Source organism: Cutibacterium acnes (genome assembly GCF_003030305.1).
Classification (GTDB): domain Bacteria; phylum Actinomycetota; class Actinomycetes; order Propionibacteriales; family Propionibacteriaceae; genus Cutibacterium; species Cutibacterium acnes.
Genome location: NZ_CP023676.1, coordinates 1,484,040 through 1,506,039, shown reverse-complemented (window position 1 = coordinate 1,506,039; position 22,000 = coordinate 1,484,040). Strand labels below are relative to the sequence as shown.

At 58.6% G+C, this 22,000-nt stretch carries 17 protein-coding genes and 3 rRNA genes; 19 read left to right on the top strand and 1 reads right to left on the bottom strand.

Annotation, left to right across the window (positions count from 1 at the left end; genetic code table 11):
* Positions 1-12: 12 nt before the first annotated feature.
* Complete coding sequence (gene bioB, locus CPA42_RS07595; protein ID WP_002519341.1) at positions 13-1,179, bottom strand: biotin synthase BioB; 1,167 nt, start codon at positions 1,177-1,179, stop codon at positions 13-15.
* 12 nt (positions 1,180-1,191) lie between these two features.
* Here bioB and CPA42_RS07590 point away from each other — a divergent pair, with 12 nt between their 5' ends.
* The 19 genes from CPA42_RS07590 (at position 1,192) to CPA42_RS07505 (ending at position 21,951) form a co-directional block, all read left to right on the top strand.
* On the top strand, positions 1,192-1,803 hold the full coding sequence (locus tag CPA42_RS07590) for a TetR family transcriptional regulator (protein WP_002516110.1): 612 nt from the start codon (positions 1,192-1,194) through the stop codon (positions 1,801-1,803).
* Positions 1,804-1,898: 95 nt separating this feature from the next.
* Positions 1,899-2,447 (top strand): arginine repressor, encoded by a 549-nt coding sequence (locus CPA42_RS07585; RefSeq protein WP_002516127.1) that lies wholly within the window; start codon positions 1,899-1,901, stop codon positions 2,445-2,447.
* A gap of 83 nt (positions 2,448-2,530) precedes the next feature.
* Positions 2,531-3,787 (top strand): tyrosine--tRNA ligase, encoded by a 1,257-nt coding sequence (tyrS, locus tag CPA42_RS07580; RefSeq protein WP_002514214.1) that lies wholly within the window; start codon positions 2,531-2,533, stop codon positions 3,785-3,787.
* A gap of 199 nt (positions 3,788-3,986) precedes the next feature.
* A complete protein-coding gene (locus CPA42_RS13405) occupies positions 3,987-4,118 on the top strand; it encodes a hypothetical protein (protein ID WP_002532337.1) in 132 nt (43 codons plus the stop codon).
* Between the two features lie 283 nt (positions 4,119-4,401).
* A 16S ribosomal RNA gene (locus tag CPA42_RS07575) occupies positions 4,402-5,926 on the top strand.
* 215 nt (positions 5,927-6,141) lie between these two features.
* A 23S ribosomal RNA gene (locus CPA42_RS07570) occupies positions 6,142-9,224 on the top strand.
* Between the two features lie 108 nt (positions 9,225-9,332).
* Positions 9,333-9,449, top strand: a 5S ribosomal RNA gene (rrf, locus tag CPA42_RS07565).
* Together the 16S, 23S and 5S rRNA genes form the textbook arrangement of a ribosomal RNA operon.
* A gap of 585 nt (positions 9,450-10,034) precedes the next feature.
* Positions 10,035-11,213, top strand: coding sequence for a tetratricopeptide repeat protein (locus CPA42_RS13570; RefSeq protein WP_014598571.1), 1,179 nt, complete (start codon positions 10,035-10,037; stop codon positions 11,211-11,213).
* The gene (locus CPA42_RS07555; RefSeq protein ID WP_002516514.1) at positions 11,210-12,208 is read left to right on the top strand and encodes an HAD-IIA family hydrolase; all 999 of its coding nucleotides are present in this window, start codon (positions 11,210-11,212) and stop codon (positions 12,206-12,208) included. Before CPA42_RS13570 ends, CPA42_RS07555 begins: the two co-directional genes overlap by 4 nt.
* Before the next feature lie 55 nt (positions 12,209-12,263).
* Positions 12,264-12,848: a biotin transporter BioY gene (locus tag CPA42_RS07550; RefSeq protein ID WP_002519389.1), complete on the top strand. Its 585-nt coding sequence runs from the start codon at positions 12,264-12,266 to the stop codon at positions 12,846-12,848.
* Positions 12,845-13,597, top strand: coding sequence for an energy-coupling factor ABC transporter ATP-binding protein (locus CPA42_RS07545; protein ID WP_002516487.1), 753 nt, complete (start codon positions 12,845-12,847; stop codon positions 13,595-13,597). The genes CPA42_RS07550 and CPA42_RS07545 overlap by 4 nt, the downstream gene beginning before the upstream one ends.
* Positions 13,594-14,226, top strand: coding sequence for an energy-coupling factor transporter transmembrane component T family protein (locus CPA42_RS07540; RefSeq protein WP_002516509.1), 633 nt, complete (start codon positions 13,594-13,596; stop codon positions 14,224-14,226). The genes CPA42_RS07545 and CPA42_RS07540 overlap by 4 nt, the downstream gene beginning before the upstream one ends.
* A 255-nt stretch (positions 14,227-14,481) precedes the next feature.
* Entirely contained in the window at positions 14,482-15,273 is a 792-nt protein-coding gene (locus CPA42_RS07535) for a TlyA family RNA methyltransferase (protein WP_073842153.1), read from the top strand.
* An 18-nt stretch (positions 15,274-15,291) separates the two neighbouring features.
* Complete coding sequence (locus CPA42_RS07530; RefSeq protein WP_002519392.1) at positions 15,292-16,248, top strand: NAD kinase; 957 nt, start codon at positions 15,292-15,294, stop codon at positions 16,246-16,248.
* Positions 16,245-17,924, top strand: a complete 1,680-nt coding sequence (gene recN, locus CPA42_RS07525) for a DNA repair protein RecN (protein WP_002516480.1) — start codon at positions 16,245-16,247, stop codon at positions 17,922-17,924. The genes CPA42_RS07530 and recN overlap by 4 nt, the downstream gene beginning before the upstream one ends.
* Before the next feature lie 15 nt (positions 17,925-17,939).
* Positions 17,940-18,161 carry a hypothetical protein gene (locus CPA42_RS07520; protein ID WP_002516479.1) on the top strand — a complete coding sequence of 74 codons (222 nt, stop codon included), beginning with the start codon at positions 17,940-17,942 and terminating at the stop codon, positions 18,159-18,161.
* 528 nt (positions 18,162-18,689) lie between these two features.
* On the top strand, positions 18,690-20,378 hold the full coding sequence (locus CPA42_RS07515; RefSeq protein ID WP_002516490.1) for a CTP synthase: 1,689 nt from the start codon (positions 18,690-18,692) through the stop codon (positions 20,376-20,378).
* Positions 20,375-21,034, top strand: coding sequence for an NUDIX domain-containing protein (locus CPA42_RS07510; protein ID WP_002516495.1), 660 nt, complete (start codon positions 20,375-20,377; stop codon positions 21,032-21,034). Before CPA42_RS07515 ends, CPA42_RS07510 begins: the two co-directional genes overlap by 4 nt.
* Positions 21,031-21,951 carry a site-specific tyrosine recombinase XerD gene (locus CPA42_RS07505; protein WP_002516497.1) on the top strand — a complete coding sequence of 307 codons (921 nt, stop codon included), beginning with the start codon at positions 21,031-21,033 and terminating at the stop codon, positions 21,949-21,951. Before CPA42_RS07510 ends, CPA42_RS07505 begins: the two co-directional genes overlap by 4 nt.
* Positions 21,952-22,000 lie beyond the last annotated feature (49 nt).

Genomic DNA, 22,000 nt, shown 5'->3' with positions numbered 1-22,000 from the left:
TGACTCGAGTAGTTAGGCGTTCGCCGGAACTTCGGTTCCGATGCCGCGATGACGGATCGGGACCGCGTTGACGGGCAGGTTTGCTGAATGATGCGAATTGACGTCGGTGTGAACCATCGGTTGACCGTCGGCCCCCTCCGGAATGAATCCACCATCCTCGATCATCTGCAGGTCGGCGGCGCCGGCAGCCCCTTCACTGGTGAGGTAGTCCCCCAGGAAGATCGAGTTGACGACCTCAAGGGCTAGCGGCTGCATGGTACGGATGTGTTGCTCACGCCCGGCAGCGGCGCGCACCTCGGAGTCGGGGTGAGCAAAGCGCACCATGGCTAGACGCTTGAGGCACCACTGTGGGGTGATGTGCTGGGCTCCACCGGCCAGCGGAGTGCCCTCGAAGGGGAGCAAGAAATTCACCGGCACCGAATCGACCCCATGCTTGCGCAGGTCGAAGATAACATCGACGAATTCCTCGTCGGTCTCGCCCATGCCGGCAATAACTCCGGAGCAGGGCGACAGACCATTGCGCTTGAGGACTTCGACGGTATCCATCCTGTCCTCGTAGGAGTGGGTACTGCAGATCTTGCCGTAATGAGAGCGAGCGGTATTGGCATTGTGGTTGTAGGCGTCGGCGCCCGCCTCCTTGATGGAAGCGGCCTTCTCGTCGTCGACAAACCCCAAACAGACACAAACCTCAACGTCGGGGTGGTCGGCTTTGAGGGAACGTACCATGCCATTGACGCGCTCGACGTCTCGCCGAGATGGACCATGACCGGAGGCCACCATGCAGACGCGACGTGCACCACCGGCAATCCCAGCCTCGACGGCGTCGTGTACCTTCTGCGGATCGGCCCAGGAGTATTTCGTGATCTCGGCACGCGATCCCAGACGCTGCGAGCAATAGGAGCAGTCTTCGGGACACAGGCCGGACTTGAGGTTGACCAGGTAGTTGAGGCGAACCCGGTTATCGAAAAAGTGGCGACGCACTTTTCCGGCGGCGGCGATGATTGACATGAGCTCATCATCACTGCTGCGAAGAATCTCGAGGGCCTCCTCGCGGGTAATGGACTCCCCCCTCAGGCCGCGTTCGGTCATGTCGGCTAGATTCAGCAATACCCTGGTCCTTCCGAGACTGGAGACGTCCTGAACGCCGTTCAGGATTGAACGGGATTCAATGTAGTCCATGAGGCAGCACCAATGTGGACTACCCCCGGAAATGGTGTCGTCGTCAAGGGAGTCATCGTGAGCCTGACGAAGCCGGACGTTGTTCGGGCAGGAGTAGAGATTCTCGACGCGTACGGGCTCGGAGACCTGTCCATGCGACGTCTGGCTGAGCGTCTTGGAGTGAAGGCGGGAGCGCTGTACTGGCACGTTGCTAATAAGCAGAGCTTGCTTGCTGCGGTAAGCGACGAAATTCTTGCGGTTGACGGAGGCCCAACGACGGTGCCATCTCAGGACGCCGAACTTTCCGACGGAGTTGACGAATGGGCGCGATGTTTTAGGGCTACTCTCCTTGCTCACCGTGACGGTGCTGAACTCGTTGCGTCAACGATCTCGGTGGGACTAGGGAAAACCGACCCAACCGTTAAGTTGCGCCAATTTATGGAGTGTCAGGGGGTCTGCCGCGAGCGTGCGGATTCGGTCTGTCGGGCCTTGGTGCACTTGGTGCTTGGCCACACGATGGAGGAGCAGACCCGTACCCAGTTGCATGACCTCGGGGTGGTGGGCAAGATTGATCCGGCTAGACAAGATGACGATTTTGACCTGGCCCTGGCCATTTTTGTCGCCGGTCTTGTCTCTTTGCTTTGAACTAGCAACTGGATTCCATGGCTCACCATGGTACATATATGTAGCTAGGTGAATGTTTAGTAGGCGCTCCTGATGGGCGTAACCGAGGGGGTTCGATGAGTGAGGGGCAGTGTGCACCGACCTCACGTACGGCGCGGCATGCCCGGATTCGCGCCTTAATTGAGGAGGGACGAATCTCCTCCCAAGCTGAGCTAGGGGAGATCCTTGCTTCTGAGGGTTTTGTGGCCTCTCAAGGCACGTTGTCACGTGATTTGGTTGAGATTGGTGCTGTGCGTGGACGTGATCATGCTGGGAACCCGTGTTATTCGATTCCCGAGGGCGAGCATCCCTCCGATGTGACGACAGGATCGCCGGCGTGGGTCAAGTTAGCAAGGATGACCAAGGAACTGTGTACCGGGGTACGGAACAACGAGTACTTGGTCGTCCTGAAAACGCCACCAGGTGCGGCCCAGTATTACGGATCGGCCATTGATAAGGCAGGTCTGGACATCGTGTTGGGGACGATTGCTGGAGATGACACTATCGCGTTGATATGTGCTATTGGGGTGGATGCAGGAGAACTTGCGGATGCCTTTTCGCAAATGGCCGTGACGGGGGTGCCGGCTGAGATCCTGTCGCGCTCGGTGCGTGAGGAATTTGCGTGAACACACAGACTGTCTGGTCGGGCCCATCGCTAGACTTATAGTCAGTCGGCTTCGCACGAGGTCGTTGACGAGAGGAAAATGACGTGTCGGATCTGTTGGACGACCTGGAGTGGAGGGGCCTCGTCGCTGACTCCACCGACCGTGAGGCGTTGGAGGCTCACCTCGCCCAAGGACCCGTCACCTTCTATGTGGGCTTTGATCCGACCGCCAAAAGCCTCCATATTGGCCATCTTGTCCAGTTGATGCTGGTGCGAGCCCTCCAGGAACGCGGCCATAAGCCGTTGCTCCTCGTCGGTGGGGCGACCGGTCTTATTGGTGATCCTAAGATGACCGGCGAGCGACATATGAACGATCGGGAAGTCGTTGCTGAGTGGGTGGAGTCGATCAAGGACCAGGTGAGCAAGTATGTCGATACTGACGGCCGGAATGCTGCTCAGATCGTCAATAATTACGACTGGACGGTTAAGTACACAGCCCTAGACTTGCTGCGCGACGTCGGCAAGCATTTCTCAGTCAACCGTATGCTCGCCCGCGACGTCGTTGCCCGACGACTAGAAAGCGGTATCTCATACACGGAGTTCAGCTACGTCCTGTTGCAGTCGCTGGACTTCTACGAACTTCATAAACGCTATGGCTGTACGTTACAAACGGGTGCTCAGGATCAGTGGGGAAACATCACTGCCGGTGCTGAGTTCATTCGCAAGACGACCGGTGACGTTGTCCATGGGTTGGTGACTCCGTTGATTACTAAGGCCGACGGTACCAAGTACGGCAAGACGGAGTCTGGGACGGTATGGGTGGATCCTGAGTTGACGAGCGCCTATGCCTTTCATCAATTCTTCCTCAACGCGGAGGACTCAAAGGTCATTGAGTACCTCAAAATCTTTAGCCCTCGTTCTCGGGAGGAGATTGAGGATCTTGCCCGTAAGACTGAGGAGGAACCGTGGCGTAGAGCGGCTCAGCATTGCCTTGCGGACGACCTGACCGATCTGGTGCATGGTGTGGAGCAGCGCAAGGCTGCCGAGGCTGCAGCCCAGGCCATCTTCGGACGTGGCGAGTTGCGCGACCTCGATGAGCGGACGGTGCTCTCTCTGTCTGACGAGCTCGGTGCCGCCCATCATGAAGGTGGCGAGTACCCGACAGTGGTTGGCGCGATGGTTGCCGCTGGTGTGGTTGACACCAAGTCTGCGGGCAGGCGTGCTGTCGCCGAGGGTGGGGCTTACCTCAACAATGTTAAAGTCGCCGATCCTGATCAGCGTCTGACTGACGACGACTTCCTATGTGGCCGTGTCGCCCTGGTCCGCCGTGGAAAGAAGACTGTGGGTGCTCTGACTCGCTGACCTGTCCTGATCATGATCCGTCCGGGGGCCGCTAGTTGGGCGGTCCCCGGACGATTTTGTGTACCCGCAGATGCGTGCCAGACAAGCGCCTCGGCTGTTTTGTGGGTTTGTGTTGGTGGTGGGGGTGTGTGTAGTGTGTGTTGGGCCGTTGGGGGCTGCGTGTGTGGTTCTTGGTGGTGGCTGTGTTTGGGATGTTTTCTTGTCGGGTTTGACGGCGGGGGAGGGTTCCGGTATGGTTTTCCGGGCTGCTGCTTTGGTGGTGGTGTGGTTGGCTGGTTCTGCTGGCTGGTTCTGGGATCGTGGTTTTGTGGTTTCGGGGTTGGTGTGGTAGGGTTGGTCGGGTCGCCTTGTGATGGTTTCTGCATGGTTTGTGTGGGGATTGTTGTGGTGGGTGTGATGTTTGAGAACTCAACAGTGTGTCTTTGATAGTCAATAGTTTTTGATGCATCTGTTTGTTGTGGATGTGTCGGATTTGTTTATGATTCCTTTGTGATTCTGGACATGTGACTGAATATTTTTTGGTTAGTGTTTGGGGTTAGTGTATTGGATTCTTCGTGGTGTCACTGTTGCCTGTGTGCGTGCTGTGTGTGCGTGTGTGGGTGGGTGATATTTTTTCATTGGAGAGTTTGATCCTGGCTCAGGACGAACGCTGGCGGCGTGCTTAACACATGCAAGTCGAACGGAAAGGCCCTGCTTTTGTGGGGTGCTCGAGTGGCGAACGGGTGAGTAACACGTGAGTAACCTGCCCTTGACTTTGGGATAACTTCAGGAAACTGGGGCTAATACCGGATAGGAGCTCCTGCTGCATGGTGGGGGTTGGAAAGTTTCGGCGGTTGGGGATGGACTCGCGGCTTATCAGCTTGTTGGTGGGGTAGTGGCTTACCAAGGCTTTGACGGGTAGCCGGCCTGAGAGGGTGACCGGCCACATTGGGACTGAGATACGGCCCAGACTCCTACGGGAGGCAGCAGTGGGGAATATTGCACAATGGGCGGAAGCCTGATGCAGCAACGCCGCGTGCGGGATGACGGCCTTCGGGTTGTAAACCGCTTTCGCCTGTGACGAAGCGTGAGTGACGGTAATGGGTAAAGAAGCACCGGCTAACTACGTGCCAGCAGCCGCGGTGATACGTAGGGTGCGAGCGTTGTCCGGATTTATTGGGCGTAAAGGGCTCGTAGGTGGTTGATCGCGTCGGAAGTGTAATCTTGGGGCTTAACCCTGAGCGTGCTTTCGATACGGGTTGACTTGAGGAAGGTAGGGGAGAATGGAATTCCTGGTGGAGCGGTGGAATGCGCAGATATCAGGAGGAACACCAGTGGCGAAGGCGGTTCTCTGGGCCTTTCCTGACGCTGAGGAGCGAAAGCGTGGGGAGCGAACAGGCTTAGATACCCTGGTAGTCCACGCTGTAAACGGTGGGTACTAGGTGTGGGGTCCATTCCACGGGTTCCGTGCCGTAGCTAACGCTTTAAGTACCCCGCCTGGGGAGTACGGCCGCAAGGCTAAAACTCAAAGGAATTGACGGGGCCCCGCACAAGCGGCGGAGCATGCGGATTAATTCGATGCAACGCGTAGAACCTTACCTGGGTTTGACATGGATCGGGAGTGCTCAGAGATGGGTGTGCCTCTTTTGGGGTCGGTTCACAGGTGGTGCATGGCTGTCGTCAGCTCGTGTCGTGAGATGTTGGGTTAAGTCCCGCAACGAGCGCAACCCTTGTTCACTGTTGCCAGCACGTTATGGTGGGGACTCAGTGGAGACCGCCGGGGTCAACTCGGAGGAAGGTGGGGATGACGTCAAGTCATCATGCCCCTTATGTCCAGGGCTTCACGCATGCTACAATGGCTGGTACAGAGAGTGGCGAGCCTGTGAGGGTGAGCGAATCTCGGAAAGCCGGTCTCAGTTCGGATTGGGGTCTGCAACTCGACCTCATGAAGTCGGAGTCGCTAGTAATCGCAGATCAGCAACGCTGCGGTGAATACGTTCCCGGGGCTTGTACACACCGCCCGTCAAGTCATGAAAGTTGGTAACACCCGAAGCCGGTGGCCTAACCGTTGTGGGGGAGCCGTCGAAGGTGGGACTGGTGATTAGGACTAAGTCGTAACAAGGTAGCCGTACCGGAAGGTGCGGCTGGATCACCTCCTTTCTAAGGAGTTTTTGTGAGTGGAATGTTGGCGTCCTGCCTGTGATGGGTGGGGTTGAGGGCATGCTGTTGGGTTGTGGGGTATCACATGTGTGGTGGCCTGTGCGGTGCTGTGTTGCGTGCGTGTGTGCGTGGTGTGGTGTTCGTGTGGTGGTTGAGAACTGTATAGTGGATGCGAGTATCTTTATTGTTGTATGTGTTTGTGCGACGTGGTGTTGTGCAAAGTTGTGTAGTGCGATCGGTGGATGCCTTGGCACCAAGAGCCGATGAAGGACGTTGTGACCTGCGATAAGCCCTGGGGAGTTGGTGAGCGAGCTGTGATCCGGGGGTGTCCGAATGGGGAAACCTGGAATGTCCGGAGTAGTGTCCGGTGGCCCTGCCCTGAATGTATAGGGGTGTGGGTGGTAACGCGGGGAAGTGAAACATCTTAGTACCCGTAGGAAGAGAAAACAAGTGTGATTCCGTGAGTAGTGGCGAGCGAAAGCGGAGGAGGCTAAACCGTGTGTGTGTTCAAGCCGGCAGGTGTTGCATGTGCGGGGTTGTGGGGGCCTTGTGGTTCTGCTGCCGCAGGATTGGCCAGTGAGAAATGTTGCGTGAAGGTGAAGCGTCTGGGAAGGCGTACCGGAGTGGGTGAGAGTCCTGTAACTGTAAGCGTGGCACTGGTGTGGGGTTGCCCCGAGTAGCGTGGGACTCGTGGAATTTCGCGTGAATCTGGCGGGACCACCCGTCAAGCCTAAATACTCCTTGGTGACCGATAGTGGATGAGTACCGTGAGGGAAGGGTGAAAAGTACCCCGGGAGGGGAGTGAAAGAGTTCCTGAAACCGGTCGCATGCAAGCCGTCAGAGCCTGTGTGGTGATGGCGTGCCTTTTGAAGAATGAGCCTGCGAGTTAGTGATGCGTGGCGAGGTTAACCCGTGGTGGGGGAGTCGTAGCGAAAGCGAGTCCGATAAGGGCGTGAGTCGCGTGTTCTAGACCCGAAGCGGTGTGATCTATCCATGGCCAGGATGAAGCGTCGGTAAGACGTCGTGGAGGTCCGAACCCACTTCAGTTGAAAATGGAGGGGATGAGTTGTGGATAGGGGTGAAAGGCCAATCAAACACCGTGATAGCTGGTTCTCCCCGAAATGCATTTAGGTGCAGCGTTGCGTGGTTCTTGTTGGAGGTAGAGCACTGGATGGTCTAGGGGGCTTATCGGCTTACCGAAATCAGCCAAACTCCGAATGCTGGCAAGTGTAGCGTGGCAGTGAGACGGCGGGGGATAAGCTTCGTCGTCGAGAGGGAAACAGCCCAGATCATCAGCTAAGGCCCCTAAGTGGTGACTCAGTGGGAAAGGATGTGGAGTTGCGTAGACAACCAGGAGGTTGGCTTGGAAGCAGCCATCCTTGAAAGAGTGCGTAATAGCTCACTGGTCAAGTGATTCCGCGCCGATAATGTAGCGGGGCTTAAGTTATCCGCCGAAGCTGTGGCAACCTGTGTGGTTGGGTAGGGGAGCGTCGTGTCAGTGGTGAAGCTGCCGGGTGACTGTGTGGTGGAGTTGATGCGAGTGAGAATGCAGGCATGAGTAGCGTGTGACGGGTGGGAATCCCGTCCGCCGATTATCCAAGGGTTCCAGGGTCAAGTTTGTCTGCCCTGGGTGAGTCGGGTCCTAAGGCGAGGCCGACAGGCGTAGTCGATGGGTAACCAGTTGATATTCTGGTACCGGCTTGTCACCGTCCGTGTCGAGGTGTGTGATGCTAAGCATGTGAGCTTGTCTTGGGAGTGTTTTTGATGCTTCTGGGGTGGGTGAGTGTGTGAACCGATCATGTAGTAGGCAAGCTGCGGAGGGACGCAGTGAGGTAGCTCATCCCCGGTGATGGTTGTCCGGGGCTAAGTGTGTGGACTGTCTGGTAGGTAAATCCGCTGGGCGTGAAGGTTGAGGCATGATGGGGAGCCCATGGTTGTGGGTGAGTGAGTGATCCTGTACTGTCGAGAAAAGCTTCGTGAGCGAGGTGGCGGGTCCGCCCGTACCCTAAACCGACACTGGTGGATAGGTAGAGTATACCGAGGCGATCGAGTGAATCGTGGTGAAGGAACTCGGCAAAATGCCCCCGTAACTTTGGGATAAGGGGGACCTGAGCTGTCGTGCACCCGTGCGGTGTGGTGGCGGTGAGGGGCGCAGAGTCCAGGGGGAAACGACTGTTTACCAAAAACACAGGTCCGTGCGAAGTCGTAAGACGATGTATACGGACTGACTCCTGCCCGGTGCTGGAAGGTTAAGGGGAACTGTGAGTGTATGCGTAGCGGTGAACTTAAGCCCCAGTAAACGGCGGTGGTAACTATAACCATCCTAAGGTAGCGAAATTCCTTGTCGGGTAAGTTCCGACCTGCACGAATGGAGTAACGATTTCCCTACTGTCTCCACCATGAACTCGGTGAAATTGCATTACGAGTAAAGATGCTCGTTACGCGCAGCAGGACGGAAAGACCCCGGGACCTTTACTATAGTTTGGTATTGGTGATTGGGACGGTTTGTGTAGGATAGGTGGGAGACGTTGATGCGGCCACGCTAGTGGTGGTGGAGTCGTTGGTGAAATACCACTCTGATTGTTCTGGTTATCTCACTGTGGACCGTGATCCGGTTCAAGGACAGTGCCTGATGGGTAGTTTGACTGGGGCGGTCGCCTCCTAAAGGGTAACGGAGGCGCCCAAAGGTTCCCTCAGCCTGGTTGGTAATCAGGTGGTGAGTGTAAGTGCACAAGGGGGCTTGACTGTGAGACTGACAGGTCGAGCAGGGACGAAAGTCGGGACTAGTGATCTGACGGTGGCTTGTGGATGCGCCGTCACTCAACGGATAAAAGGTACCCCGGGGATAACAGGCTGATCTTGCCCGAGCGCTCATAGCGACGGCATGGTTTGGCACCTCGATGTCGGCTCGTCGCATCCTGGGGCTGGAGTCGGTCCCAAGGGTTGGGCTGTTCGCCCATTAAAGCGGCACGCGAGCTGGGTTCAGAACGTCGTGAGACAGTTCGGTCCCTATCCGCTGCGCGCGGAGGAATCTTGAGAAGGGCTGTCTTTAGTACGAGAGGACCGAGACGGACTGACCTCTGGTGTGCCAGTTGTTCTGCCAAGAGCATGGCTGGTTGGCTACGTCGGGTTGTGATAACCGCTGAAAGCATCTAAGCGGGAAGCACGCTTCAAGATAAGGGTTCCCACAGGAGTGTTCCTGGTAAGGTCCCCGAGAGATGATCGGGTTGATAGGCCAGACGTGGACGCATCGTAAGGTGTGGAGCTGACTGGTACTAATAGACCGAGGACTTTCATTAACACCATACGCGTGTGTGCGCGTGACTCGTATCCACTATACGGCTCCCAGCCCCTTCACGGGTTGCGCCGTTTAATGTATGTGTTCTACTGTATGGTTTTCAGGTTTTCCGGTGGCCATAGTGGAAGGGAAACACCCGGTCCCATTCCGAACCCGGTCGTTAAGCCTTCCAACGCTGATGGTACTGCACGAGGGATCGTGTGGGAGAGTAAGACGCTGCCGGAATACTTATACTGTTCCTTCCCCCAGGGGGGAAGGAGTATGCGTGTGTGGGTGTATCACCCCTCCAGCCAGACTGGCTGGAGGGGTGATACACCCACACACGCATACCCACACGCCCAGGCCCCAGCCAGACTATAGGTCGCATTATTGCTAGACATAACCAGGCCCGGGTGTAGGGGAATACGAGTGTGGCCTGACACCACACCACCAGATTATGTAACCATGCCACGTGGGAGGCATGGCTAGCGTGTCCTAACACTCACTGAAACCACCACACCAACACTAACTGCTCGGCGCGCTAGCACTACGACCAGCCGGAGACGAGGTCGTCGTACTGCTTATAGCTTGGTAGGGAAATCGTAAGAACGCTTACCCAAGATTTCCCGCAAGAGACGTGCGGTTTGTTGATGGACCCCTTTTCCGACGCTCGTGTCTACTCGGCATCTGCTGTGTGTTAGAGAAGTGGTCTGAATCCGGCGATAGATGCGTCCTATCGTTCATGATGGCTCTGCTATTCCCCGACGTCTACGCGTCGGGGGTGTCCCGGTCGGTTCGCCATGAGGCCCATCTGTGCGGGAGAATGTCAGCATGGCAGATTCTTCCTCCCCTAATAATGGTCGATCTGGCGGAGGCCGTCGAGGCCCGGGCCGCAACGGATGGTCCAGTAAGTCTGGCGGACGCGGCGGTTGGACCTCTAAGTCCCGTGACCGTCGTGGTGACCATGAGCGTCGCGGGGGAGACAGCGGGCGTCGCTGGGCTGATGACCGCAAGCCACGGCGCGATGGCGGGCGTCGCTGGGACGATGATCGTAAACCACAGCGCAAAGGTGACGCAGACCGTCGTTGGCGTGATGACCGTGACTCTCGTCGAGACGATCAGCGTCGTCGAGATTTTCGTGGGAATCGGTGGGACGACAAGGATCAGCACGACAGTCGCCGTGACGTTCGGAAGGATGGGCGCGGCGACGGCCATCGCGATGATCGCTCGGTCGATAACACTGCCGTCCAACCCACCGAAACGCCCGCATCCGGTGAACCGATGGCTCCACTGGACTTCGATGAGAAAGCTCTTCCGGCACCGGTGCGTGCTGAGTTGCGTGGTGTCCCAGCCGACACCGCTCACATCATTGAGGGTCATCTGGTTGCTGCTGCTGAACTTCTCGACGAGGACCCGGCTCAGGCAAATGCCCACGCTCAGGCCGCTCGTCGACGCGCCCCGCGTCTGCCCATCCTGCGCGAAGTGGCTGCCGAGGCCGCATATCAGGCGGGCGAGTATGCCTCTGCCCTCAATGACTACCGTGCGCTTCGACGTATGACTGGTAACGACAACTTCCTTCCAGTGATAGCGGACTGTGAGCGTGCGCTAGGACGCCCGCAGGCAGCTCTTCGGCTCATCTGTGAAGGGCAGGAGGCGGGTCTTAACCCAGCCCAGCAGATCGAGCTCGTGCTTGTGCAAGCCGGTGCACGTCGTGATCTTGGCCAGAGAGATGAGGCTGTTCGCCTGCTTCGTGAAGCCGTCAAAAACCTTAAAGCTCCTACTGAGGCGACTGCGCGCCTGCACTACGCCTACGCCGAGACGCTGTTGGAGGAGGGTGACACAGCTGGCGCTCGAAAATGGTTCGTCTCAGCCCAGAGACACGATCCTGCCAACTTCCTCGACAGCCAGGACCGCATTGACATCATTGATGGTCGAGAGCCAAGCGGGGACCCTGCTGACGACATGCTCTTCATCGAAGACGACAATGAGGGCGAGGAGACAGACCAGTGAGCGATGCCCTCATTGATGAACATGACGCTGCCCTCTTTGACTTAGATGGAGTGGTCTACCTGGGGCCGGACCCGGTTCCTGCAGCACCTGACACCATTGCCGAATTACGGCGTCGCGGGGTCAAGGTCGGCTTCGTCACCAATAATGCCGCTCGTTCGGCTGAGGTTGTAGCTCAACACCTGACCGACATCGGTATCCCGACCGAGCCTAGCGACGTCGTCACCTCAGGACAGGCGATTTCTGATCTCGCTGCCGATACATTGCCTGCTGGCGCCAGGGTGCTCATCGTCGGGACGGAATCGTTACGCGATGAGGCGCGGGCACGCGGGTTGCAGCCGGTCGAGTCCGCTAGGGATGATCCTGTCGCCGTCATCCAGGGGTACGACTCACAGATTGCCTGGCCATTGCTCGAGGAGGCAGGATTCGCCTTGCAGGCGGGCGCGATGTGGTATGCCGCTAATCCAGACATCACTCGTCCAACGGATCGCGGCATTGTCCCGGGGATAGGTGCTCAGCTCCAAGTCGTCGCTACTACGTGCAATGCCGAGCCAGTTATCGCCGGAAAGCCCTACCGCCCGTTGTTGGAGGCCACCATTTCCCGATTAAGGTCTACCTCACCAATCTTTGTTGGGGACCGTTTAGACACCGACATTCGTGGCGCAAACACGATGGATGTTGACTCGCTATTCGTCTTTACCGGTTCTCACGGTGTCGCTGACGTGCTAGCTGCTGCTCCTGAGGATCGGCCGCAGAATATTGCTGCCGATCTGTCCGGGTTGCTTGAGCCCAAGCGCGAGGTCGATGTGTCCGGCGACCGCGCGCGTTGCGGTGGGAGCATAGTGTCGGTGCACGCTGACCGAGAGGTCCGTGCGGAGAGTACTCCCGATGATATTTGCGGGCAGCTCGATGCCGTGGCCGCCATGATGGCCCTTGTCTATGGGTCGAATGTGACTATTCCCGACGATGCCGGGAGGCTCTTCGACAAGCTTCACTGAACGGTGTTCAATTGGTCCCAACGGCTGCCCATGTGGTCAGCCGCTCTATCTCGTCATGGGAAGGAACCCGATGTCGTCACGCAATGGTTTCCAGGCCACCGACCTGGCTCTTATCGCGGTATTTGCAGCCCTCGTCGCTGTGCTAGCCGTCATCCCGCCGATGTTCATGGTGGGGGCGGTCCCTTTTGCCCTTCAGATGGTTGCCGTCATGCTGGCGCCGATGGTGCTGGGAAGTATCCGTGGCGGATGTGCGGTAAGCTTATATATCCTTGTCGGCGCGCTGGGACTGCCCGTCTTTAGCGGTGGGTCTAGCGGGATTGGCGTCCTGGTGGGTCCCACTGGTGGGTATCTATGGGGATGGCTGATCGGCGCTTTCGTGGCGGGTGCAGTAGCTACTTCCGTGCTGCGTCGACGTCCACGTAAGTCGATGCTTCCGGTATGGCTTTTTGTCGTCGCACTAGTGGACCTAGTGTGCGTCTATCTTGGTGGCATCTTCGGGCTGATGGGCTTCGCGAAGTTGAGCTTGAATGCAGCCCTGGCAGCCAATCTTGTCTTGTTCGGCCTCGATGTGGTGAAGGGGATTTTGGCTTGTCTCATCGCTACTGCGGTGCTGACTGCCTTTCCCCGGCTCATGCCGTGATCGAGTTCACAAATGTCAGCGTTGATGTTGACGAGTATGACGTTGAGGGCCGCCACCGTCGGGTGAAGATTCTTAGCACGATGAACCTCATTGTGTCGGAGCGTAGGGTCGCCGTTATCGGCCCCAATGGGGCCGGCAAGTCGACCCTTCTCAGACTCGTTAATGGGCTAGTCGAGGCGACGGATGGCACCGTCACTGTCGATGGGATTAACCCCTCTGAGGATGGTCGTGCGGCCCGTCGCCACGTCGGCTACATCTTTACCAACCCGATGAGCCAGCTCGTCATGTCGACGCCAGTAGCTGATGTTGAATTGTCTCTTCGTCAACGGATTCGTAACCGACTTGAACGACATGAAGCGGCCATGCAGATCCTTGCCGATCAGGGACTGGAAGCCGTTGCTGGACGCAGTGTGCACGCTCTCTCAGGAGGGGAACGTCAATTGGTGTCCCTGGCGAGCGTACTGGCCGTCGAACCATCAGTCATCCTCGCCGACGAGCCAACAACCCTGCTGGATCTGCGAAACCGGGAGATGGTGCGGCACGCCTTTGAACGCTTGGATCAGCAAATCCTGTGCTGCACCCATGACCTGGAATTGGCGGCGTCGTTTGACCGAGTGCTGGCTGTCGAAGACGGTCGAATTGTCGACGACGGCGACCCGGGGGAGGTTATTGCCGACTATCGGGCCCGGATGGTGTCCGGTCAAGGCGGGGTCGTGCCTCGACGCGGTGGACAGGATAAGAGCCGATGAAGACTGACGCTTCGGCCTTCTTTGGCGGATACCGAGCTGGGAACAGTCCTGCTCACCGTATGCCAGTCTGGTCGAAGTACCTACTCGTTTTGCTCGTCGGCGTAACCCCCTTTTTCGTCAAACAGTGGTGGTTTTCCCTGGGCTGCCTGGTGGTGGCCGTCGTCATCAACCTGGTTGTTGCCAGGATCCCGGTGCGCACGGCGTTATCTATTGGTGTGCCGTTGTGGATCGCGAATGCTCTCATCCTCGCGTATCACTGTTTTTTCACGATGTGGCAACGAGGAGTGATATATGTTGCTGGGCTGCTGGCCTGTCTCTACATCGCCCGGCTGGTGACGTGCACCACGGATCCCGGTGCGCTCATGGACGCCATTGTGGCCTTGGCTCGGCCGCTGCGGCCGTTGGGTGCTAAACCTGAGAAATTCGCACTTACCATTGCGTTGATGTGGACCACAATTCCGTACCTCGTTGGATCCATAGGCCAGGTCAGGGACGCCGCTAAAGCACGCGGGTTGGAACGGTATAGCTGGAGGTTCCTCATTCCGATGTTCGTAGGGGCGGTCGGCCATGCTTTGGAGATTGGGGAGGCCCTCAAAGCTCGGGGGTTGGGGGATGAAGAACCTTTCTGATGTCTATATCGTGATATCGATATTCACAGAGTGAAGAAGTTCTTCGGGGTCCGCAGTACTGCGTAGGCCTTACTGTCAACGGTGCTACAGCTTTAGTCAGCAGTTGGCGGTCCCCCTTGTGCGGGATCCTACCTGGGAGATATACGACGACGCTCACGAGATGATGTCTGAACACCAGATGCAGGCAGGACGTGAGTGCAATGCGACGATTAACGCTGTGGACACTGCGTGGCAGAAGACCTGCTACGCCGACGGATGAGGCTGCCGCCGATGGATGCACCAAGGTCTCGGAGGTGGCAGTCTGTCCCTGTGAGACTTGACCAGGCCCTTGTTGAAGCCGGACTGGCACGTTCCCGCACTCTTGCCACACGCCTAGTGCGGGAAGGCAGAGTGACGGTCAATAGAGTCGTCGTTACTAAACCGGCGATGAAAGTGAGTACCGCCGACGTGCTGGTCGCCGACGAAGAGGTGTGGGTGTCTCGCGGAGCACACAAACTTCTAGGTGCCTTGGATATCCTTGGCGTCCAAGTGCCGTCAAGAGTGCTTGATGCTGGTGCGTCCACCGGCGGGTTCACCCAAGTTGTGCTGTCACGGGGAGCCAAACTTGTGCATGCCGTCGATGTTGGTCATGACCAGATGTCTCCGGTGCTGCGGAATGATCCCCGTGTCATTGTTCATGAAGGCTTGAACTTGCGTGATCTTCAGCCTGCAGACCTGGCGGTTGACGGCGTTGTTGAGCCGGTGGACCTCGTGGTCGGAGATGTCTCTTTTATCTCCTTGACGATGATCCTTGAACCCATGTCAGCTGTTGTCAGCCCAGACGGCCTCATGCTGCTGCTGGTGAAGCCTCAATTTGAGGTTGGTCGCAAGGCTTTGGGAGCCCATGGCGTTGTCACGGACCCGGCCCTGCGCTTGCAGGCCATCGCGGGTGTCATGGCAGCAGCGGTAGATCTGGGTTGGCGTATGCGTGACGAGTGCGATAGCCCGTTGCCCGGGCAGGATGGAAACGTTGAGCACTTCTTCTTGCTGGAACGTACGGGTCGGTGACAGACGTCCGGGCAGATCATGGGCCGCTACTGTGGTCTTGTGAACGACACGAGCCCTTCGAGATACGTTGTCGTCGTCACCCATGCCACGCGGGACGACGCTTTTGACGCGGCTGCCGAATTCATCTCTGAAATGGCGGGGCGAGGCATTGGTTGCGCGGTTCCGGATGATCAGGCGAAGCCGATGTCAAGCAAGCTGCCAGGGATCGATCTTGAAAGCTTGGGAGAGTTCGCCCACGAGGCGGAGGTGGTCGTCGTCTTTGGCGGCGACGGCACGATCTTGCGAGCTGCTGAATGGTCATTACCTCGCCACGTTCCCATGATTGGCGTCAACCTTGGCCATGTCGGTTTTCTGGCTGAGCTGGAGCGCTCCGATATGGCGGATCTAGTGAACAAGGTGTGTTCGCGCGACTACACCGTTGAGGATCGCCTCGTGCTTAAAACCACCGTCACCGAGTATTCCGGACAACACCGTTGGAGTTCTTTCGCCGTCAACGAGTTGTCTCTGGAAAAGGCAGCCCGGCGGCGCATGCTCGACGTTCTGGCGTCTGTCGACGAGTTGCCGGTGCAACGCTGGAGTTGCGACGGCATCCTGGTCTCGACCCCGACCGGATCGACGGCTTACGCGTTCTCAGCTGGCGGCCCGGTCATGTGGCCCGATCTCGATGCCATGCTCATGGTGCCGTTGAGCGCTCACGCTCTCTTTGCTCGGCCGCTGGTCATGAGTCCAGCTGCTCGAGTGGACCTTGACATCCAGCCAGACGGTTCAGAATCGGCGGTTCTGTGGTGCGACGGGCGCCGATCGTGCACCGTACGACCGGGGGAAAGAATCACCGTCGTCCGCCATCCCGACCGTCTGCGCATTGCTCGTCTGGCCGCGCAGCCCTTCACATCGCGTCTGGTCAAGAAGTTTGAGCTCCCGGTCAGCGGGTGGCGTCAGGGTCGTGACCGTCATCACCTAGAGGAGACTTCGTGATACGTAGTGTGCGAATTCGTGGACTCGGCGTCATCGATGAGACGGTCCTCGAACCCTCATCCGCGCTGACGGCAGTCACCGGCGAGACCGGCGCCGGAAAGACCATGGTGGTCACCGGTATTGGTTTGCTGCTCGGCGACAAGGCTGACACTGGATTGGTCCGGCATGGCTGCGATCGTGCCGTCGTCGAAGCCGTCCTCGACACGCCTGATGCCGGTCGCGTCAGCGAGCTTGGCGGAACAGTCGAGGATGGCGAGGTTATCTGCGCTCGACACATCACGAGTCGTCGCTCTCGAGCGCTGCTTGGAGGAGCTCAAGTTACCGCTAGTCAGCTGGCCCACATCGTCGGGGATCAGGTGACCATCCATGGCCAATCTGAACAAGTGAGGTTGGTCGACGCAGCGCGGCAGCTCGACGTCGTTGACCGGGCTGCCGGAGATGAGCTGGCAGGCTACCTAAGTCGACATGCACAGCTGTGGTCGGAGTTTCGTGCTGCATCCCAGCGCCTTCAGCGCCTCAACGAGGATCGCGCTGGGGCCGAGATGGAACGCGAGGTGCTTACGCGTCGGGTCGGCGAGGTTGACGCTGTTGATCCTAAGCCCCATGAGGACGACGACCTCATCGCCGAGATGGCGGGGCTACAGGCTGCTCAGTCGATCCGGGAATCCTTGAACAAGGCTGATGTCCTGCTCAATGGGGTAGAGACGTCGACCGGTCCACAGCCGGGTGCGCTTGCTTTGCTGGAACAGGCCGTACATGAGCTGGATGGCACTGGGGATGCTGATCCTCACGCTGCTGAGTTGGCTGAGCGCGCCCGCCAGATGTCGTATGACCTCACTGACCTCGCTGCTTCGGTCGCTGGCCATGCGGCTCGGGCTGAAGCTGATCCGCAACGGCTTGAGGAATTGGGGGGTCGTTTGGCGGCTATTCAGCGGCTGTTGAGGGCGCGCACCACCACCCTCGACGATCTCCTCGACTCCACTGCGGCAGACCGACACCGACTTGCTGAGCTTGACCCTGGCGCGACAGATCTCGATTTCTTGGGACAGCAGGTTGAACAACTGCGATTCGAGTTGAGGCGATCCGCGGACCACATGAGCGCGGTGCGCCGTCGCACGGCCGTCCGGCTTGCTGCTGAGGTGCGTCCTGAGCTGGCTGCTCTTGCGATGCCGCACGCCCGGCTGGAATTTCGTGTCGAGCCTGCACCTATGGGGCCACGCGGCGCTGACTCGGTGACGATCATGTTGGCGGCCAACCCCGGTTCCGATTTGGCCCCGTTGGCTAAGGCCGCCTCGGGCGGAGAGCTTTCACGAGTGAGACTGGCCTTAGAGGTCGTCGTGGCCCAACCCCAGGTTCCGCAAACTTTCGTCTTCGACGAGATCGATTCGGGCGTCGGAGGCGCGGTCGGTATCGAGATCGGACGACGACTGCGTCAGTTGGCAAGACGGCACCAGGTCATTGTTGTCACTCACTTGGCCCAGGTGGCTGCCTTCGCGGACACGCATGTCGTTATCACTAAGGCTTCCGACGGGGCCATCACTAGTTCGGGGCTGCGCGAGGTCACTGGATCGGATCGGGAAATCGAACTGTCTCGGATGATGAGCGGCATGGTGGACTCAGAATCCGGGCTAGAACATGCTCATGACCTGCTGCGCGAGGCTGGTGAGATGGATTGATGACGGCGTTGGCGCATGGGACCACTGGACCATTTCGAAAAGAGCAACGCATTCATCATGGAGGCGACGGTGGTGACTCTGTCGACGAGTGCTGAAATAGAAACGGCGATCTATCTGGACCCGGTCGACGTGGGGCGATTCGTCGATACCGACGAGCTGGCGATCCTCATGACTTGTGCGCAGATGCACGGTCATTACCACATCCGGTGCCCCATCATGTCCAGAGTCCGGGCGTGAACACGATGCTTGTGATGGCTGACCTCATCCGACTTATGGGGCTGGCCACTCCGATTGCAGTTGACGTCGAATCAATGTACTTCGTTGCGGAGGGATGGGAACTGATCGACCCTCCACCTAAGAGCAAATGCGTACATACTTGATGTATGAATCGATGCGATGTTTCTCGCCGCATCTCGGTCATACACAGTGAGCAACGTTCGAGGCCCATGAACTTCGATCCGGATGTCGTGAGACGCGAAATATCGATGATGTATCCCTATGATCCGGAATATCCGTGGCCTGGGTATTCATCGGAGGTGATGGATGGTTCCTTGTCGTGGCGCATGCCTGACGATCTGGTCGTTGTGGAATGACTTTTCGACGCCATAACCATTTCTAAATGGACAGCCACCAGAGCTCCTTCATGCCGTTCCATTGACAGACGAGATTGACCATACAGGCGCGCTATGATCCTCAGCGTCGCGAGTCGGGTACGGTCGTGGGGGCTTGCCCCGAAGTCGTGGTGATCGGTTAGGCTGGAGGTCCGTGGGCACCGACAATCACTGCAGCAAGCACGTTTTCGTCACTGGAGGGGTCGTTTCCTCCCTGGGAAAGGGGCTCACGGCCTCCTCCCTCGGGTCGCTTCTGAAGGCGCGTGGCCTTAAGGTCACAATGCAGAAGCTGGACCCTTACCTCAACGTCGATCCGGGAACGATGAACCCGTTCCAGCATGGCGAGGTGTTCGTCACCGAGGACGGCGCGGAGACTGACCTCGACATCGGCCACTACGAGCGTTTCCTTAACGAGAACTTGTCAGGGCAGGCCAATGTGACCACTGGCAAGGTGTACTCCGCGGTCATCGCCAAGGAGCGTCGGGGCGACTACCTGGGAGACACTGTCCAGGTGATCCCCCATATCACTAACGAGATCAAGGAACGTATGTTGGCGATGGAGGAGGGCCATCCCGATGTTGTCATCCACGAGATCGGTGGCACCGTCGGCGACATCGAGTCGCTTCCTTTCCTCGAGGCCGCCCGCCAGGTGCGTCACGAGATCGGCCGGGAGAATGTTTTCTTCCTGCACGTCTCGCTTGTTCCTTACATCAAGCCGTCCGGCGAGATGAAGACCAAGCCCACCCAGCATTCGGTGGCCGCGTTACGTGAGGTCGGCATCCAGCCCGACGCCATCGTGTGTCGATCCGAGCGTCCAATTGGCAAGGGCATCAAGTCGAAGATCGCTCTCATGTGCGACGTCGAGGGCCCGGCCGTCGTCTCCTGTCCGGACGCTCCGTCGATCTACCTCATTCCGAAGGTTCTGCACCGTGAAGGTCTCGACGCCTACGTCGTGCAGAAGTTGAGCCTGTTTTTCCGCGACGTCGACTGGACAACCTGGGACGACCTGCTGGATCGCGTCCGTAAGCCGCGCAGCGAGGTGACCGTGGCCTTGGTCGGCAAGTACATCGACTTGCCGGACGCTTACCTGTCGGTGACCGAGGCGCTGCGAGCCGGCGGATTCGCCAACAAGGCGAAGGTCAACGTGGTGTGGGTGGCCTCCGATTCCTGCGCCACTGCCGAAGGTGCTGCCCAGCAGTTACGTGATGCTGATGCCATCTGCGTTCCGGGCGGGTTCGGGATCCGCGGTGTTGAGGGCAAAGTCGGTGCCATCCGCTACGCCCGCGAACACAAGGTTCCCTTCCTGGGGCTGTGCCTTGGCATGCAGTGCGCCGTCATTGAGGTTGCCCGCGATCTGGCTGGCATCAAGGATGCCGCATCCAGTGAGTTCGACTCACAAACCCCCGATCCGGTCATCGCGACGATGGCAGAGCAGGTCGAGGCAGTGGCCGGCAAGGCCGATCTCGGTGGAACGATGCGTCTGGGGGCCTACCCGGCCAAGCTTGCCAAGGACTCCCTGGTCGCCGAATTGTATGGCACGACGACAGTTACCGAACGCCACCGTCACCGTTACGAGGTCAACAACGCCTACCGTGACCGTCTGGAGCAGGCTGGGCTGCGTATTAGTGGTACTTCCCCCGATGGCGGCCTTGCTGAGTTTGTCGAGTTGGACCGTCAGACCCATCCGTACTTCGTGGCCACCCAGGCTCATCCTGAGCTCAAGTCCCGTCCGACTCACGCCCACCCGCTGTTCCGCGGACTCGTCGCAGCGGCCGTCGGGCATGCCAAAGCAGCATCGAAGGGAGCGGCCAAGGAGTCCTCCACCAAGGTGGCCGACAAGTGAGTCAGGAGCGCTGGGATAAGGACGAGTATTGGCAGGTCGTTGACCACCAGGTAAAGGCCACGGGACAGGTGTGCGATTTCATTGATGACGCGGTCATTACCCCGTCGGGGGAGCGGATCAACCGTCAATACGTGAGCCACCCCGGCGCAGTCGGCATCATCGCCCTTGACGATCAGGATCGCGTCGCGGTCGTCAGACAGTATCGTCACCCGGTGCGCATGGTGTTGGTCGAGCCGCCGGCTGGCCTGCTCGATGTCGAGGGAGAAGACTTTCTAGCGGCTGCCCAGCGTGAATTGGCTGAGGAGGCCATGTTGTCGGCCGACGATTGGCGGGTTCTCGTCGACATCGTCACCACTCCGGGCGGGTGCCAGGAGTCTTTGCGTATTTACCTGGCCCGGGGTCTTCATGAGGTACCGCGTCCCGAGGGATTCCTGCTAGAAGGCGAGGAAGTGTCGATGAAGGCTGGTTGGGAGCCGTTGGACGACCTTGTCGAGGCAATTTACGCCGGGCAATGCCAGTCTCCCACCCTCGTGACGGGCGTGATGGCTTTGGAACTGGCTCGTCGCACTGATCGAGTTAACGAGCTGCGTCCCGCTCATGCGCCGTGGCCGATTCGGGAGCGTCCTGGTGGTATTGACGGAGTTCGCGCAGAGTGACCTCGTTGGTCGGCGGTCAGGCCGAGGATTACTTGCGTCACCTTGTAGTGGAGCGGGGTCTGTCCGATAACACGGTGCAGGCCTACCGACGTGATCTGTTGCGTTACCAGGAATACCTTGGTTCGCGGGGGATCGGATCGTTAGCCGAAGTGACCCGTGTCGACGTCGAGGAGTTTCGACGCCATCTGGATCACATTGGCCTGGCCCCCGCGTCTGTGACGCGTTGTGTGGTTGCAGTACGAAATTTGCATCGTTTCGCAGTGGGGTCTGGGCAACTCCAGGCCGATGTCACCGCTGGGATGTCCCCAGGAACCCGTTCCCGTCGGCTCCCGAAAGCCTTGTCGATGGATCAAGTTGAGTCCTTGCTCGCTGCACCAGACACCAGTACGGTCGAGGGGCTACGGGACGCTGCCCTGCTGGAGCTGCTCTACGGTACGGGGGCGCGAGTTTCGGAGGTCTGTGCTCTTGACGTTGACGACATCCGTCCCGTGTTGGATGACCCTGACCTCGGTTTGAGGCTCATCGGCAAGGGGGATAAGGAGCGCATCGTTCCGCTGGGTAGCTACGCCGCTAAAGCTGTAGATGCCTGGTTAATAAGGGGACGTCCTGCATGGGCTGAGATTGGCAACGGGGAACATGCCCTACTGCTCAATACCCGCGGTCGGCGGCTGTCCCGACAGTCAGCGTGGGCTGTCATTCGTCGTGCCGGTGAGGCTGCCGGGCTCGACGTTGAGCACCTATCCCCGCACAGTCTTCGACACTCCTACGCCACCCACCTACTGGACGGTGGTGCCGATGTTCGTGTCGTGCAGGAGCTACTGGGGCATTCGTCCGTGACGACGACCCAGATCTACACCCTCGTGACGGCCGATCACCTGAGGGAGGTCTACCGCTCGTCGCACCCTCGCGCCGTCTAGGCTCAGCATTGCGGGTGGGTGTGGTTGTCGGTTGTGCCCACTATCGTTA

Excerpts from the sequence above, each read along its gene's own strand:
- bioB (WP_002519341.1), bottom strand. The coding sequence starts at position 1,179 with ATGGACTACATTGAATCCCGTTCAATCCTGAACGGCGTTCAGGACGTC.
- CPA42_RS07590 (WP_002516110.1), top strand. The coding sequence starts at position 1,192 with ATGTGGACTACCCCCGGAAATGGTGTCGTCGTCAAGGGAGTCATCGTG.
- CPA42_RS07585 (WP_002516127.1), top strand. The coding sequence starts at position 1,899 with ATGAGTGAGGGGCAGTGTGCACCGACCTCACGTACGGCGCGGCATGCC.
- CPA42_RS13570 (WP_014598571.1), top strand. The coding sequence starts at position 10,035 with ATGGCAGATTCTTCCTCCCCTAATAATGGTCGATCTGGCGGAGGCCGT.
- CPA42_RS07550 (WP_002519389.1), top strand. The coding sequence starts at position 12,264 with ATGGGAAGGAACCCGATGTCGTCACGCAATGGTTTCCAGGCCACCGAC.
- CPA42_RS07540 (WP_002516509.1), top strand. The coding sequence starts at position 13,594 with ATGAAGACTGACGCTTCGGCCTTCTTTGGCGGATACCGAGCTGGGAAC.
- CPA42_RS07535 (WP_073842153.1), top strand. The coding sequence starts at position 14,482 with ATGAGGCTGCCGCCGATGGATGCACCAAGGTCTCGGAGGTGGCAGTCT.
- CPA42_RS07530 (WP_002519392.1), top strand. The coding sequence starts at position 15,292 with ATGGGCCGCTACTGTGGTCTTGTGAACGACACGAGCCCTTCGAGATAC.
- CPA42_RS07520 (WP_002516479.1), top strand. The coding sequence starts at position 17,940 with ATGGGACCACTGGACCATTTCGAAAAGAGCAACGCATTCATCATGGAG.